16 protein-coding genes are annotated in these 12,970 nt (G+C 49.3%); all 16 read right to left on the reverse strand.

The features are described from left to right. Nucleotides 1–40 precede the first annotated feature (40 nt). The gene (gene purF, locus DHU66_RS07930; RefSeq protein ID WP_245309481.1) at nucleotides 41–1,510 is read right to left on the reverse strand and encodes an amidophosphoribosyltransferase; all 1,470 of its coding nucleotides are present in this window, start codon (nucleotides 1,508–1,510) and stop codon (nucleotides 41–43) included. 270 nt (nucleotides 1,511–1,780) lie between these two features. Then, a complete protein-coding gene (locus tag DHU66_RS07935) occupies nucleotides 1,781–2,749 on the reverse strand; it encodes a HipA domain-containing protein (protein WP_108775351.1) in 969 nt (322 codons plus the stop codon). Next, entirely contained in the window at nucleotides 2,746–3,078 is a 333-nt protein-coding gene (locus tag DHU66_RS07940) for a HipA N-terminal domain-containing protein (protein ID WP_108775353.1), read from the reverse strand. The genes DHU66_RS07935 and DHU66_RS07940 overlap by 4 nt, the downstream gene beginning before the upstream one ends. Next, nucleotides 3,071–3,274 carry a type II toxin-antitoxin system Y4mF family antitoxin gene (locus tag DHU66_RS07945; RefSeq protein ID WP_108775677.1) on the reverse strand — a complete coding sequence of 68 codons (204 nt, stop codon included), beginning with the start codon at nucleotides 3,272–3,274 and terminating at the stop codon, nucleotides 3,071–3,073. The genes DHU66_RS07940 and DHU66_RS07945 overlap by 8 nt, the downstream gene beginning before the upstream one ends. A 238-nt stretch (nucleotides 3,275–3,512) precedes the next feature. Beyond that, nucleotides 3,513–3,695 carry a DUF1304 family protein gene (locus tag DHU66_RS07950; protein WP_245309483.1) on the reverse strand — a complete coding sequence of 61 codons (183 nt, stop codon included), beginning with the start codon at nucleotides 3,693–3,695 and terminating at the stop codon, nucleotides 3,513–3,515. A gap of 53 nt (nucleotides 3,696–3,748) precedes the next feature. After that, entirely contained in the window at nucleotides 3,749–3,955 is a 207-nt protein-coding gene (locus DHU66_RS07955; protein WP_108775355.1) for a helix-turn-helix transcriptional regulator, read from the reverse strand. Then, nucleotides 3,952–4,446: a hypothetical protein gene (locus tag DHU66_RS07960; protein WP_108775357.1), complete on the reverse strand. Its 495-nt coding sequence runs from the start codon at nucleotides 4,444–4,446 to the stop codon at nucleotides 3,952–3,954. Before DHU66_RS07960 ends, DHU66_RS07955 begins: the two co-directional genes overlap by 4 nt. Nucleotides 4,447–4,720: 274 nt before the next feature. Continuing rightward, the gene (locus DHU66_RS07965) at nucleotides 4,721–5,077 is read right to left on the reverse strand and encodes a DUF1304 domain-containing protein (RefSeq protein ID WP_108775358.1); all 357 of its coding nucleotides are present in this window, start codon (nucleotides 5,075–5,077) and stop codon (nucleotides 4,721–4,723) included. A gap of 56 nt (nucleotides 5,078–5,133) precedes the next feature. Then, nucleotides 5,134–6,054 carry a 1-phosphofructokinase gene (gene pfkB, locus DHU66_RS07970; RefSeq protein ID WP_108775360.1) on the reverse strand — a complete coding sequence of 307 codons (921 nt, stop codon included), beginning with the start codon at nucleotides 6,052–6,054 and terminating at the stop codon, nucleotides 5,134–5,136. Between the two features lie 9 nt (nucleotides 6,055–6,063). Next, nucleotides 6,064–7,035 carry a diacylglycerol/lipid kinase family protein gene (locus DHU66_RS07975; protein ID WP_108775362.1) on the reverse strand — a complete coding sequence of 324 codons (972 nt, stop codon included), beginning with the start codon at nucleotides 7,033–7,035 and terminating at the stop codon, nucleotides 6,064–6,066. Nucleotides 7,036–7,038: 3 nt separating this feature from the next. Then, nucleotides 7,039–8,391, reverse strand: coding sequence for an MATE family efflux transporter (locus DHU66_RS07980; protein ID WP_108775364.1), 1,353 nt, complete (start codon nucleotides 8,389–8,391; stop codon nucleotides 7,039–7,041). Nucleotides 8,392–8,446: 55 nt separating this feature from the next. Continuing rightward, a complete protein-coding gene (gdhA, locus tag DHU66_RS07985; RefSeq protein ID WP_108775428.1) occupies nucleotides 8,447–9,793 on the reverse strand; it encodes an NADP-specific glutamate dehydrogenase in 1,347 nt (448 codons plus the stop codon). Between the two features lie 63 nt (nucleotides 9,794–9,856). Continuing rightward, nucleotides 9,857–11,158 carry a M18 family aminopeptidase gene (locus tag DHU66_RS07990; protein WP_209451785.1) on the reverse strand — a complete coding sequence of 434 codons (1,302 nt, stop codon included), beginning with the start codon at nucleotides 11,156–11,158 and terminating at the stop codon, nucleotides 9,857–9,859. Then, nucleotides 11,145–12,356, reverse strand: a complete 1,212-nt coding sequence (locus DHU66_RS07995; RefSeq protein ID WP_108775430.1) for an SseB family protein — start codon at nucleotides 12,354–12,356, stop codon at nucleotides 11,145–11,147. Before DHU66_RS07995 ends, DHU66_RS07990 begins: the two co-directional genes overlap by 14 nt. After that, nucleotides 12,353–12,706, reverse strand: coding sequence for a BlaI/MecI/CopY family transcriptional regulator (locus DHU66_RS08000; RefSeq protein ID WP_167836327.1), 354 nt, complete (start codon nucleotides 12,704–12,706; stop codon nucleotides 12,353–12,355). The genes DHU66_RS07995 and DHU66_RS08000 overlap by 4 nt, the downstream gene beginning before the upstream one ends. Nucleotides 12,707–12,778: 72 nt before the next feature. After that, entirely contained in the window at nucleotides 12,779–12,964 is a 186-nt protein-coding gene (locus DHU66_RS08005; protein ID WP_135358337.1) for a hypothetical protein, read from the reverse strand. Nucleotides 12,965–12,970 lie beyond the last annotated feature (6 nt).

Consider the following 12,970-nt stretch of genomic DNA (forward strand, 5'->3'; position numbering starts at 1 on the left):
CTGGATCCGCCCATTTTCATCGCTTCTCTTTGTCAAACTCTTACAGTTCCTTGGCATCCCCGTGCACTCTTTCACGGGTGTCATTCTCTTCCCCATCAAAGCCGATCTTCTGTTCAAACTTTGACTTTTCACTCTCTTTCGGCGTCGGTGCCGGATAATGCTCCGTAAAGCAGCCAAGGCACAGATCACAATTGGCATCTGCACACATCTGCCTTACCCCATCCACACTCAGATAGCCAAGCGAATCTGCCCCAATATACTTGCAGATCTCATCCAGACTCATCTTACAGGCGATCAGATTCTTCTTCGAATCAATATCCGTGCCATAGTAACACGGTGAGATAAACGGCGGTGCCGAGATCCGCACATGAATTTCCCTGGCACCGGCATCTCTGAGCAGGGCCACAATTCTGGCAGATGTTGTACCACGGACAATCGAGTCATCCACCATGATCACACGCTTGCCTTTGACAACCGAGGCAATCACATTCAGCTTCATCCGCACCGCATTCTCACGCTGATCCTGGGTCGGCTGAATGAACGTTCTGGCAATATAGCGGTTCTTGGTAAAGCCCATCTCATACGGAATACCGGATGCCTGGGCATAGCCAATCGCTGCATCCAGGCCGGAGTCCGGCACACCAATGACCACATCCGCATCCACCGGATGTTCCTTTGCAAGAATGTGGCCAGCATTGATACGGGCCTGATGAATACTTAATCCTTCCATCACACTGTCCGGACGGGCAAAGTAAATATATTCAAAAGCACACATATGCTTGACGGGATTGACATGTTCACGGATCGAACGAATGCCAGACTTGTCCACGACAACAATCTCACCGGCATCCAGATTGCGGATGAATTTAGCACCCAGTGAATCCAAAGCACATGTCTCAGAGGCAAAGATAATCTGGCCGTCTTTCATCTGGCCCATGCATAACGGACGGAATCCTGTCATATCACGCACGGCAATCAGCTTCTCCGGTGACATGATCACAAGTGAATACGCACCTTCCAGGTTGTACATGGCACGGTTGATTGCTTCCTCAATCGAAGGCGCACTCAGCCGTTCCTTGATGATCATATACGCAATAATCTCAGTATCATTGGTCGTATGGAAGATGGCACCATGCATCTCCAGCTTGCGGCGCAGCTGTGGCGCATTGGTCAGATTGCCATTATGCACAAGGGCAAGCTGGCCCTTGATATGGCGCACAACCAGCGGCTGGGCATTGGTCTGATTCACCGTGCCAAAGGTTGAATACCGTGTATGGCCGATTGCCATCTGTCCCCGTCCAAGCGACATCAGCTTTTCACGTGTAAACACATCACGCACCAGGCCAACATCCTTCTCACATGTAATCACACCACGGTCATTGACCGCAATGCCGCAGGACTCCTGTCCACGATGCTGCAGAGAAAACAAACCATAATACGTATTGCCGGCAACATCTGTCCTGCCATCCTGGTCATAGATACCAAATACACCGCATTCCTCGTGGATCATGCGCATCCCTCATCTTTCCATTCAAATAACGCTGTTAGTATACATCCTCGCACAAAGAAACACAGTAAAAAAATGCTGCACGCAAAAGACTTGCCATCTGCGCATGACACAGCCAGACAAACCAGAAACCAAGCCAGCTGAAAAGAATTGGCTCTGTCTAAATAAACTTCCTGCTATTCATGGCTGTCCATCCGGCCCGGCACTGCTGTCATACCGAACATCGCCAGTGCTCACGGCACCACTGATGAATGAAAAGCACGTTTTCAGGCTTTATTTTCCTGCAGAAAGAGCTTTGAATCTTTCTTTCATCATCAATTTCATCTTTTCCTTGATGCCGTCTGGCAAAAGACTCTGATCAACAGTATCCATCAAGATCTTTTCTTTAGATATGATTTCATTTGTCATATTTACAGCAGCTTTGGCATTGATGCGGCAATGTTCTGCAAGAATCAGAAAATCTTTGCGATGCAAATTCTTTTTCTTTCCATTCAAAGTCAGGGCAGTCTGTTCTTGATCTGCTGGTACAACAAGATTCACCGGAAGAAGATCATATGCACAGGAAAGCTTGAATATTCGATTTCCCGGTTCTTTTTCAATCAAAGAAAAATTCTTGAGATGCATATCTGAATTCAAGGTAACAAAACAGAAAAGAATACGCATGAAAAAATCCGCAAGATCAACACCGGACTGGCTGGAATACTTCTGAATCACATGACCGCACTGCTCATAGGAACTGTTGTATTTATCTGCAGTCTGTCTCTGCATTAATTGACAGAAATCTTCCATCGCATACATTGCAAAGCTGTTGGGATCGGCTGTATTGCGGCGGTCAATCCGCTTTGTAATATATCCGAGCTGCATATTTTCCAGCTGAATCAAGCCATGTGGTACGGTTGGGATGCCAATCCTGTCTGCCATCGTCATGACAAGCTGCTCTGCTTCCGGCAGAAACGCATACTCATCAGAAGGGGGTTTCAGAATGTAGCCAGTAGGATAATCTACCAGTGTCAGACGGCTGTTACTCAATTTGGAAAGATGCAGAGACAGTTTCTTCTGAATCCCGGCAACCGTCTGATGATGTTCAACCGATAAATCTGCCAGCTTTCTCATTTCATTATCATTGATCTGCAGCAGCGGCAGGGTTTCCGTACCAAAGAACTTTGTGATACAGCGCCTGTGCCAGCCTGCAGATTCTTCCTGCGCTGTCAGCGGTTTTCCACAGCAAAGACACCGTTTCATACTTCTTCCTCCACTCTGACATCACCTATGCAGTCCCGGCACGCCGCCAGTAACAACCCAAACCGATCCTGACGGCTGATCCTCCAGTTCCTGCTGACAAGATCCAGCAGCCATCCCTCTGGAATCAGACCGTCAAAGAACGGGAAAAGAATATTCGAAACATACGGTTCACTTCGCAACGGAAGCGTGAGACTGACAGCCACAGAATCCGGATCGTTCAGCCATTGATCAAGATAGAAGAAAACATACCCCATATCTGTTTCCTGAATCTTCCCGCACAAATGATTCTGCACAAAAACATTTCCCCTACGCAGTATGCGATCACTCATGCTTCATTCTCCCCGGCACCGCTGTCATACCGAACATCGCCAGTGCCTGATTCACCTTATCCATGCGGACTGTCTCTTTTCCCTGCTCCAGATCGCGCACAAACCGAAGACCAAGCCCAGACCGCAGTGCAAACTCCTTCTGGGTCAGTCCAGCCTCACGCCGTGCTTTCTTTACATATTCTGCAATTTCATTCATGTCATAATTATACCATATCAGGTATATATTCATTAATATTTGCGCATATTATACCCTATTAGGTATAATTTGCTAGAATATATGTGATTTTATACCTTATCGGTTATAGTTTTGCTTTGATTTCTGACAATTCCAGTATTTCAGAGCTTCGTATCATCTGCTCCAAAATGTAAAAAACGCATGTTCAGCAGAATACGCTGCCATACATGCGTTTCAAGCACCAATTGCAGTGAATCACTCAAAAAAATGTGGAAATCACTGTCAGGATGGCCAGACCACCCTGCATCAGGATAATCTTTGGATTGCTGGTGATGCTGCCATAGGCTGCCACGCCAATGATATAGCACATCAGACAGATCACGCCTTTCAGGCTGTCATTGAGACGCCTGTTTGCGGATTTCATCAATTTGTTTGTTATCACGGTGTTCAGCAACCTGCTTTGAGAAAGGAGACATGCCTTCTCATTGCGGGTTCCTATCTGTTATCCTCCCAATCCCAAAAAAGATCGTCGAGGGTTTTGCCCAGCACTTTGCATATGGAAATACAGAGCCGAATCGTAGGATTATAGTCACCTTTTTCGATTGCATTGATCGTTTGTCGGGATACGCCTGTGAGGTCTGCCAATTGCTGCTGGGACAGATTCTTGGCTGCGCGCGCAGACTTTAATTTCAGGTTTTTCATTCTTCTTCGCTTTTTCCCCTTGCATTTTTGATGACTGCGGCGATGGATATCACCAGAAACATGATTCCCATTATGATGTCCATGTTACTGCTGGTAAGGATACCTGCAGGAAGGCCCTGCGTACGAATCTGCAGAATTCCAGTGACCAGGTTAATGATACCAACAACGAAAATAACCAGGGTCCATTTCTTCCAGTTACCCGAGATGCCGAAATATACATCTTTGCTGATTGAATATACGACATAAACGGTAATCATCAGAAAACTTGAGGTCATGAGTGCAAGACTGCCATCCATTGGAAGAAGGTTTCGTTTTAATAAGAATGCTTCAATATATCCGCTGAAAACACCAACGATAAGCGCAAGCCGATAGGCTGCACCGCGCAAGGCAATCTGACGCTCATCATACTGTACTGGCGTTTTCCCGCGCATAAAATAAACCAGAAGCATAAGGACAACAAGTGGAAATAGGATATCAAAAATAGAATTCATACAGTCCTCCAAAATGTCATATATATTTGACATCTTTATCATAATAGCTAACCAGCAAATGTCAAATATAATTTACATTTTGAAAATGAATTGATTTCTTCGAATGAAGAGAGTCTTCGAGACTCTTGGTGGGAAATTTGAATATTCTGTTCGGGTAGGGTGAAGCTCCCCGCCTAAGCCTACGCCACTTTGTGCAAACATTGAGGCTTTGGCTATAGACAGGGTATGCGCGGCGCATCAATCAAAAAAGCCGGCATCCGCCGGCTTACCATCATTAGAACAGCGCTGATATCAATGTCAGGATGGCCAGACCGCCCTGCATCAGGATAATCTTTGGATTGCTGGTGATGCTGCCATAGGCTGCCACGCCAATGATATAGCACATCAGACAGATCACGCCTTTCAGGCTGTCAAAGGCAAACACGGCCAGAAAGATCATCACCGCAATCAGTCCGTTATACACACCCTGATTCTTAAACAGGACATTCACATTCTTCTGACGCAGTTCTTCCTGCGTCATTCCAAATACACTGGACGTCTTTGCCGAGTCCGTTGCCAGAGTTTCCAGATAGAAAATATACAGAAACTCCAGTGCCGTCAGTACTGCCAGAATCTTTGTCACAATATTCATATCGATATTCCCCTCCTTTTGCCGTGCAAAACCATACCAAAAGGAAAGTGCGATGTCTATCCTTCTGCTTCCTGCACTGCTATCTGTGCCAGTACATCATTGATCTTTTCTGCTGTGCAAAGACCGCTGCTAAAGGCCGTTGCCCCACCGCAGGCAGTTCCCAGCGTCAACGCTGCACCATAATCATTCTGCTGCAGATATCCAGCCAGAAAGCCTGCCACCATACTGTCACCAGCACCAGTGGGATTCAACACTTTGCCAGAAGCCGCCTTGCGTTCATGGGGCATGCCATTTTCATCCATCAGGAAGGCACCATCTTTGCCAAGCGACACCAGTACATTGACAGCACCCTTATCCTGCAGAGATGCTGCCCCTTCCAGCAGATCCTCACGTGAGGCAATCGAATGGCCAAGCAATGATTCCATTTCCGGCTTATTTGGCTTGATCAGAAAAGGTTTACAGGACAAAGCTGGCTCCAGCAGCTTCTTCTCTGCATCCACAATGACTTTCATGCCCTTCGGTGCAGCCTGCATCATCCTGGCATACACATCATCATCAAGCCCTGGCGCAGCACTGCCGGATAACACCAGGATATCCTGCCTGTGCAAGGCAGAAATCTGCTTCAACAGCGCCTGCAGATCAGACTCTGTCACCAGCGGCCCTGGTCCATTGATCTCCGTATCATCATCGTCATGAATCTTGATATTGATGCGCGTGCTGCCTTCTGCCACATGGATCAAATTACAGTGGACACCCGTTTTTGCCAGCATGTTTTCCAGCATATCGCCGGTATCTCCTGCCGCAAAGCCCAAGGCAGTACTCCTGATGCCAAGCTGCTGCAGAACCAGTGACACATTGATGCCTTTACCGCCAGGAAACAACTGTGAGCTCTCTGCCCTGTTCAACTGTCCCTTTCTGAAATGTGCCACCTGCATGACATCATCCAATGCAGGATTCAATGTGACTGTATAGATCATACTTGCCCCTTAAAGCAGAAACTGCAGCTTTTCATCCAATACACGCATCTGTACATCACGCGTCTTGCAATAAACTTCCCCATCACAATGCACCCACAGAGGCACATCACTGTGCATGCGAATCACCTTTGCTCTTCTTTGTCCGACATGATCCGTATACTTTACCTGCGAACCATTGTAGGCATGCAGGAAAACACGGATAAAGGAAAGCAGATGAAAGCCAAATGCCTCACACACATCCAGCATGCCGTCTTCAGCATCCGCATACGGGCAGAACTTGAATCCACCGCCTTCATAACAGTGATTATGTACAGACAGGAAGGTCGCCCGATCGACCATTTCCTGCTTTCCATCCAGTGTCAGTACAACAGGTGCGTTTTTCTGTTTCAGAATCAGCTTCAAGGCAATCAGCACATAAATCAAGGAGCCAAGATGAATCCTGTTCAGCTTTGCCTTGGCAGAAGACAGGAATACCTGCTGGCAGATCGCAGCATCATAGCCAAAGCCGCTGGATACCAGAAATTTCTGCACAAACGGATCCGGACCGCCATCCGAAATCTGCTTTGTCTGATGGTCCATGAAACATGCCGGATGAAAAATCGCAGTCTCGCCGATGTCCATTCTTCTTCTGACTCTGCCTTCCAGCATGATCTGCACAAGCTTTGTCACATCTTTGTCCAGATCCATATCACGGACCATATCATTGCCAGATCCACATGGGATCAGACCGACACAGGTATGCACGAAATCCTGGATGCCATTGACCGCATCATTCATGGAGCCATCCCCGCCAATCAGAATGATGCCGATATTCTCCTGCAGGTGGGCTGTCAGCTGGGCACAGATCGTGCGGATATCATGATCCAGCGACGAAAAATGCACTGTACACGTGACTCTGTCAAATAATGGTTTGATCTTCCGCCACAGCTTCAGTGTTCTGCCAGCCGCCGCAGCCGGATTAATAATCACATGAAATTCCATACATCATGATTGTACACCCTGCACCCGCTTCTGCTGTTTTTCCAGCATCACAAAATACACCACGCAAAGCACATTCTGTACAAAGGAGGCCATCGGTGTTGCCAGTCCGATCCTGAACAGCGATACCGGCCTGACCTTGCTCATCAGATAGGAAACCGGCAGACGGATCCCGATGCCGCCGATCAGATTTTCTGCCATGACAAACCGTGTTCTGCCGCAGCCATTGAAATAACCGGCCAGATTGAAGAAGATCGGCGTGAGCAGACAGTCAATGCCATATGCCTTCAGATACTGCCATCCAGCCGCAATGACATCCGGTTCCCTGGCAAAGATGCCGCATAAAAGATCGCCATGGAAGAAAGACAGATACGCCATGATGGCACCAATGCCCCAGGATACTGCCAGCCCATACAGCAGTCCCTTTCTGGCCCTCTCCAGTTTGCCGGCGCCATAATTCTGCGCCGCAAAGGCAGCCATGGACTGACCGAACGCACTTGGCACCAGCATGATAAAGCCGCATACCTTCTCAGCCACACCGACCCCGGCACTGGCGGTAACGCCAAACACATTGACAATGGCCACAATCACCAGGAAGGAAAGACCAACAAGAAAGTCAGACAGCGCAATCGGAAAGCCCAGTCCGGTCACTCGTTTGATGAGATCACCATTCCATCTCACCTGTTTCTTACTGAAGGGAAACGGCAGTTCCATGCGCCGGATCAGAAGATACGAAATCAACAGAGAGAATGCCTGGGACGCCACCGTAGCAGCCGCTGCACCGGCGGCGCCCATATGCAGCACGCACACACAGAACAGATCACCGAAGATATTGATTACGGCCGCAATAGCCACTGTTAACAGAGGCAGCTTTGAATTGCCCAGTCCCCGGAACAAAGAACCAATCAGGTTATAGCCAGCGATAAAAACCATGCCAAAGGAACAGATCCGCATATAGTCACATGTCATGTCAAATGCCTCATCCGGTGCATTCATGATATGGGCAATCGGTTTTGTGCCTGCCACCATAGCTGCACCAAGAATCAAGGCCAGAACGGTAAAAAACACAATGGATGTTCCCATTGTTCTGCCAGCATCCTCATGATGGCCGGCCCCCATCTGCTGACCGATCAGTACGGTTGTTCCCATAGCCAGCGAGGCAACCACATTGGTCACTGTAAACATGATCTGTGAACCTGTGGCAACTGCCGAAACATCTGCACTGGTCGCAAACTGGCCGACCACCAGCAGGTCCACTGCCCCATACAATGACTGCAGAAACAAGGCCAGCAGCACCGGCAGCGCAAATTCCAGCAGCGGCAAAAAGATCTTTCCCTCAGTAAAATTTCCGTGATTCATACTTCTTCCCCTTTACATAAAAATGGCCGGAACACCGGCCACTGCAGCTACACGCTTAGAACAGGCCCTGGGCCATCATCGCATCTGCAACCTTCTCAAAGCCCGCAATATTGGCACCGATCACAAGATCACCCTCATGACCGTACTTCTTTGCGGCAGCCAGAGAAGAATCCACGATCGACCGCATGATTCCCTTCAGACGGGCATCAACTTCTTCACTTGTCCAGGACAGACGCTCACTGTTCTGACTCATCTCCAGAGCACTCACAGCAACACCGCCGGCATTGGCAGCCTTGGCAGGTCCAACCACAACACCATGTTCCTGCAGATATGCAATTGCCTCATTGGAAGCCGGCATATTGGCACCCTCGAAGTAATACTTCGTGCCATTTGCCACAATCTCTTCTGCCTCTTTCATGCCAACCTCATTCTGCGTTGCACACGGAATGCAGATATCAGCCTTCACACTCCACGGCTTTTCACCTTCATGGAACGGCAGGCCGAACTTCTCAGCATACATGCGGATATTCGCATTGCGGCTGGCTCTCATCTCCAGCAGATAATTAATCTTCTCATCTGTGACCACACCATCCGGATCATACACATAGCCATTGTGTCCAGACAGTGTCACAACCTTGCCGCCAAGCTCTCTGACCTTTTCACAGACACCCCAGGCCACATTGCCATAGCCGGATACAGCCACCGTCTTGCCCTTGATGCTGTCACCAAGATGTTCCAGAACTCTTTCAGCATAGTACAGCACACCATAGCCGGTTGCTTCCGGACGGATCAAGGAGCCGCCATAAGACAGTCCCTTGCCTGTCAGAACGCCATTGTCATAGGCATCACGAATTCTTCTGTACTGTCCAAACAGATAGCCGATCTCACGGCCGCCGACACCAATATCACCAGCCGGCACATCTGTATGCAGGCCGATATGCCTCTGCAGCTCGGTCATGAATGCCTGGCAGAAACGCATGATCTCACCATCACTGCGGCCATGCGGATCAAAGTCACTGCCGCCCTTGCCGCCGCCAATCGGCAGTGTTGTCAGAGAATTCTTGAACACCTGCTCAAAGCCAAGGAACTTCAGAATCGAAAGATTGACGCTCGGATGGAAACGCAGGCCTCCCTTGTACGGGCCAAGAGCACCATTGAACTGAATCCGGTAGCCACGGTTGACATGTACCTTGCCTTCATCATCTGTCCAGGTTACCCGGAACATAATCTGTCTCTCCGGTTCCACAAGCCTCTCCAGCAAAGCTGCCTTCTCATACTCCGGATGGGCATCCACCACCGGGGCAATACTGTGCAGAACCTCTGTTACTGTCTGCAGAAACTCCGGCTGATCCGGATTGCGCTTTGCGGTCTCTGCAATCACACGCTCGACATACTCACTCATTGTGATTCCTCCTGTCATTTCCCTTATTGTACTATTTCTTTCACGATCTGAATATGTTTACATTCAGATGGAAAACTTTCCATTTCCATCACTGACAAAACTGTGCCCATAGAAGCACTTCATCGCCACAATCAGATATGCCGTATCCTTTGTGCCGGCTGTTTCATAGCAGGAATGCATTGCCAGCTGAGGCAGACCGATATCCACCGCATTCTGTGAGAAGTGCCGGTTGGAAAGATTGCCCAATGTGCTGCCGCCGCGCTTGTCAGAACGGTTGACAAACGACTGCACCGGCACGCCTGCTTCTTTGCAGATAACCTGGAAATATGCCGAAGACACAGCATCGCTTGTATACTGCTGGTTGGCATGGTACTTGATGACGATGCCGCCATTCATCTTCGGCTTGTTCACCGGATCCGCCATCTCACTGTGAGTCGGATGCACCGCATGGGCATTGTCGCCCGACACAAGGAATGCATTGGCTGCACAGGCCATCTGTTCATCTGCGCTCTTGCCGCTGGCAATGCCGATTCTCTCAATCACATCTGCCAGGAATGTACTGTCTGCCCCCTGCTTGGTCAATGAACCTGTCTCCTCATTATCAAAGATGCAGCACAATGGCAAAGAAGCACTGTCCTTAGCCTGCAGGAACCCATTCAGGATGCCAAACACACACTGCAGATCATCCAGATGCGGTGCACTGACAAACTCATCCGCAGCACCCCACACCGTTCCCGGTGTACGCACATACAGATACAGATCATGGCCAAGAATATCTTCGGCCTTCACACCTGCCTCTTTTGCAACCACATCCAGCAAAGAGCCGCAGCCCTCCTGTCCCAGCAGCGGACAGATTTCCGTCTGCACATTCCACGAATGGCCTTCATTGGCACTTCTGTCCATATGGATGGCTAGAGACGGAATCATCAGAAGATCTTTGTCCACTTTGACAAGCTTTGTCACAAGTGAATCACCCTGTCTGACAACAATTCTGCCTGCCACAGACAGCGGCCGGTCAAGCCATGGATAGATCAGAGCACCGCCATACATCTCCACATTCAGCTTCACGTACCCGTTTTCCTTCATCTCCGGATTAACCTTGATCTTGAAAGAAGGCGAATCACAATGGGCAGCACCCATCATGTATCCCTGATAGTCATGATGATAGCGGAAAGCAATCAGCGCCGACTGGTTGCGCACCACATAGTACCTGCAGCCATCTTCCAAAGACCACGGCTCACTTTCTGCAAGTTCCTGAAAGCCTTCCCGATCCAGCTTTTCTTTCACTGCCGCAATCGCATGAAACGCGGTTACGCCTTTCGAAAGAAATGACAGCAGTTCCTGATTCACTTCATTTGTGTTCATGTTCATCCTCCTGATTGACAAAACTAAGGCCGTGCTCACCCGGTGCACCAAACTCTTTGATGTAAGAATCCTGTCTGGTAATGGCATCCACCAGCTCGCCAGTCAGGAATACATACACCGGTCCAAAGGGATTGATGACCATGCTCTGATGGCCTTTCCACATGATACTGACAGCATCCTGGAAGGTCACCCGCAGCGTCTTTGGCTGATTGCCAGCCAGATACAGCTGCTTCCAGCGGGTCAATGCATCCTCATCCGTAAAGATGGCAAAGGACTCTGCCCCGCCGCCATCTTTGCGGCTGACACCCATGAAGCCCAGACGTGTATTCTCCACAAACTGCATGCGGCCATTGACAAGCTGAGGCAGATGATCCATCATCACCGGCACCACAAAGCTGGAATGCACAAGGGCATTGAGAAACAGACTCATGAACTGGTGATCCTTGATATAGCGCCCATACTCATAGCACATCCCCCGCAGCAGCGGATTCTCCAGCTTTGCCAGCGGACGGTTTTCCGCCTGCAGAGAACTAAGCACACTGAACTGTTCCACCGCAATGGCCGCGTCCAGCTTCACTTCCACATGACAGTCTTTTGCCTGCTGCACAGAAGCACCATTCACTTTCAGGCCAATCACACGCACATGCACCGGTGAGCGCCCTGCCAGCAGCACATCCACTTCATCGCCTGCCTTCATCAAGCCATGTACCGTGCCCATCAGGGATGCTGTCTCATGCAGGCTGGACTGCTCGACCAGCATCGTATAGCGCCGCTTCTCCTTATTGTAATAGACCGTTTCCGGCACCTTCACAGGCTTCTTATGGCCATCTTCATCCATCACCGCATAAATGCCGCATGCCGCAATAATGCCCACAACCGGCCACTTCAGCTGACCCGCCGCATACAAATAACTGTTTCCAGCCAGAACCAGACTTCTGATATTGGCATACACAAACAATACGGCTGCCATGACAATTGAGCGGAAATTGCGGCCATTGCGGTAAGCATCCACACTGCGCTGTCCCATCTCCACCTGGATCATGTCACTGCCTTCCTTCCAGACATACCAGCCGCATACAATGCACAGAACATATACAAACGACCAGAGACTTTCAATCCCTGCCATCACAAGCATCACAACGCCGGCAATCACCAGTATCACTGCCAGGCCTTCATATGCCGCCTTCTGATTTTTCATCGAATGCCTCCCTTCGTCTTCATGCGGATCAGATGAATCAGTCTGCCCGCCTGTTCCACATCAATGCCATCTGCCGTACAGCTGGCCACAAATGCATACAGCGAACCCTGCCAGTATTGATCCAGCAGGACTCTGGCATACTGCTGGTAATAGGCTGTCCGGTCAATTGCCATATGCAGTGTGGCATGCTCATTGACCAGCACACCCTTGCGGCGCATCCTGGCAAGCAGCGTATACACCGTCGACTGCTTCCAGCCATAATTGGCTTCACACATCTTGACAAGCTTCATCGAGCCGATTCCCGGATTTGCCCATACCCACTCGGCAATCCGGGTCTCTGCCTCACTCATTTTTTCATCCATACAGCCTAGTCTACATGCGTAAATGCCAGCCGTCAAACCACAGGCACCAAAAAAGAACGGCTATTCACCGTTCCTTTTCAGTACATGATCCAGCTCTTCCAGATTGGTCATATGGTTTGCGGTCTTTTCCACAAGCACTGCCAGAATTTCCTGCTGTTTGCGGGAACACTTCCGGAAATTGCGGATCAGTTTTTTCTCCGTACCTGTATAGCCCGGATTCTGTGTATAGTATTTCTTCTTTTCCATGCCATG

The sequence above is a fragment of the Lactimicrobium massiliense genome, assembly GCF_900343155.1.
GTDB classification, from domain to species: Bacteria; Bacillota_I; Bacilli_A; order Erysipelotrichales; family Erysipelotrichaceae; genus Bulleidia; species Bulleidia massiliensis.

Bases quoted from the DNA above. Each gene is read 5' to 3' on its own strand.
- purF (WP_245309481.1), bottom strand. From the start codon at position 1,510: ATGATCCACGAGGAATGCGGTGTATTTGGTATCTATGACCAGGATGGC.
- DHU66_RS07935 (WP_108775351.1), bottom strand. From the start codon at position 2,749: ATGAAACGGTGTCTTTGCTGTGGAAAACCGCTGACAGCGCAGGAAGAA.
- DHU66_RS07940 (WP_108775353.1), bottom strand. From the start codon at position 3,078: ATGAGTGATCGCATACTGCGTAGGGGAAATGTTTTTGTGCAGAATCAT.
- DHU66_RS07945 (WP_108775677.1), bottom strand. From the start codon at position 3,274: ATGAATGAAATTGCAGAATATGTAAAGAAAGCACGGCGTGAGGCTGGA.
- DHU66_RS07955 (WP_108775355.1), bottom strand. From the start codon at position 3,955: ATGAAAAACCTGAAATTAAAGTCTGCGCGCGCAGCCAAGAATCTGTCC.
- DHU66_RS07960 (WP_108775357.1), bottom strand. From the start codon at position 4,446: ATGAATTCTATTTTTGATATCCTATTTCCACTTGTTGTCCTTATGCTT.
- DHU66_RS07965 (WP_108775358.1), bottom strand. From the start codon at position 5,077: ATGAATATTGTGACAAAGATTCTGGCAGTACTGACGGCACTGGAGTTT.
- pfkB (WP_108775360.1), bottom strand. From the start codon at position 6,054: ATGATCTATACAGTCACATTGAATCCTGCATTGGATGATGTCATGCAG.
- DHU66_RS07975 (WP_108775362.1), bottom strand. From the start codon at position 7,035: ATGGAATTTCATGTGATTATTAATCCGGCTGCGGCGGCTGGCAGAACA.
- DHU66_RS07980 (WP_108775364.1), bottom strand. From the start codon at position 8,391: ATGAATCACGGAAATTTTACTGAGGGAAAGATCTTTTTGCCGCTGCTG.
- gdhA (WP_108775428.1), bottom strand. From the start codon at position 9,793: ATGAGTGAGTATGTCGAGCGTGTGATTGCAGAGACCGCAAAGCGCAAT.
- DHU66_RS07990 (WP_209451785.1), bottom strand. From the start codon at position 11,158: ATGAACACAAATGAAGTGAATCAGGAACTGCTGTCATTTCTTTCGAAA.
- DHU66_RS07995 (WP_108775430.1), bottom strand. From the start codon at position 12,356: ATGAAAAATCAGAAGGCGGCATATGAAGGCCTGGCAGTGATACTGGTG.
- DHU66_RS08000 (WP_167836327.1), bottom strand. From the start codon at position 12,706: ATGAGTGAGGCAGAGACCCGGATTGCCGAGTGGGTATGGGCAAATCCG.
- DHU66_RS08005 (WP_135358337.1), bottom strand. From the start codon at position 12,964: ATGGAAAAGAAGAAATACTATACACAGAATCCGGGCTATACAGGTACG.